Source organism: Pontibacter sp. H249, assembly GCF_037892465.1.
GTDB lineage: Bacteria > Bacteroidota > Bacteroidia > Cytophagales > Hymenobacteraceae > Pontibacter.
This window is the reverse complement of sequence record NZ_JBBKTR010000032.1, coordinates 1-1,266: the sequence shown is the minus strand read 5'-3', so window position 1 is coordinate 1,266 and position 1,266 is coordinate 1. Positions and strand designations below refer to the sequence as shown.

Below are 1,266 nucleotides of genomic sequence, written 5' to 3'. Positions count from 1 at the left end.
TGTGAATCCTTACAGCGAAAGGGCCAAACTTTTAAAGTGCGTCTCACTTCAAGTCCAGCTGCATCCGCTCCCCGAACCAGATCGAGAGCTGCTGTGCCGTCTGGCTCCAGTTGGCAAGTGGCATGACCCATTTCTTGCTGATGTTCTGGTGAGACAGGTAAATCAGTTTCAGTAGCGCCATATCCGTTGGGAAAGCCCCTTTGGTCTTGGTCACCTTCCTGACCTGGCGGTGAAAGCCCTCAATGGTGTTGGTAGTATAGATCAGCTTCCGGATCGGCTCGGTATACCTAAAGTACGTGCTCAGTTTGTCCCAGTTGCGCTGCCAGCTCTCGATGACCTTGGGGTACTTCTTGCCCCACTTTTCCTCCAGCTCCAGCAGCCTCAACTCGGCCAGCTCTTTTGTCTCGGCCCGGTACGCGGGCTTGAGATCCCGAATAAACTCTTTCTGGTCTTTAGAGCCTACATACTTGATGCTGTTGCGGATCTGGTGGACAATGCAGCTTTGCACTTCGGTCTGCGGAAAGACACTGGTGATGGCTTCGGCAAAGCCTTTCAAATTATCGATGCAGGCAATAAGGATGTCAGCTAGGCCCCGCTGCTGCAGATCAGTCAGTACAGAGAGCCAGAAGTTGGCCCCTTCGCTTTCCGACACATACACGCCCAGCAGCTCTTTGTGGCCGTGGCGGTCAATGCCCAGGATGTTGTAAACGGCTTTGGAGACGGTGCGCCCATCCTGCCTGACCTTGTAGTGCATGGCGTCCAGCCAGACGATGCAGTAGAGCGGGTCCAATGGCCGGGCCTGCCATTCCTTGACCTGGGGCACGATCTTCTCTGTCAGGGCAGCGAGCGTGTCATGGGAGATGTCCATGTCGTACATCTCCTTCAGATGCGAAGAGATGTCGCGAAGGCTCATGCCCAGACCGTACATGCTCAGGATGCGGGGCTCTAGGTTCTCGGCCAGCACCGTTTCACGCTTGCGGATGATCTGCGGCTCAAAGCTGGATGAACGGTCGCGGGATGATTCCACCTCAATTACCCCATCCGAGGTACGGACTTGTTTGCTCACTTTACCGTTGCGCCGGTTGCCTTGCTGCCGTTGCTCATCCGACAGGTGCAGGTCCATTTCCGCGTCCAGAGCCGCTTCTAAAAAATGTTTTAACAAGGGACCTAGGGCGCCGTCTTTGCCAAAGGTGGGTTTGCCGCTCCGGAACTCTTCCAGGAACTGGCGCTTGATCGTTTCCAGATCCAGCTCGTTTTTCTCTTCCA

At 55.1% G+C, this 1,266-nt stretch carries 1 protein-coding gene; it reads right to left on the bottom strand.

Annotation, left to right across the window (positions count from 1 at the left end):
- Positions 1-43: 43 nt before the first annotated feature.
- Positions 44-1,243, bottom strand: coding sequence for an IS256 family transposase (locus WG943_RS21185; RefSeq protein WP_445323662.1), 1,200 nt, complete (start codon positions 1,241-1,243; stop codon positions 44-46).
- Positions 1,244-1,266 lie beyond the last annotated feature (23 nt).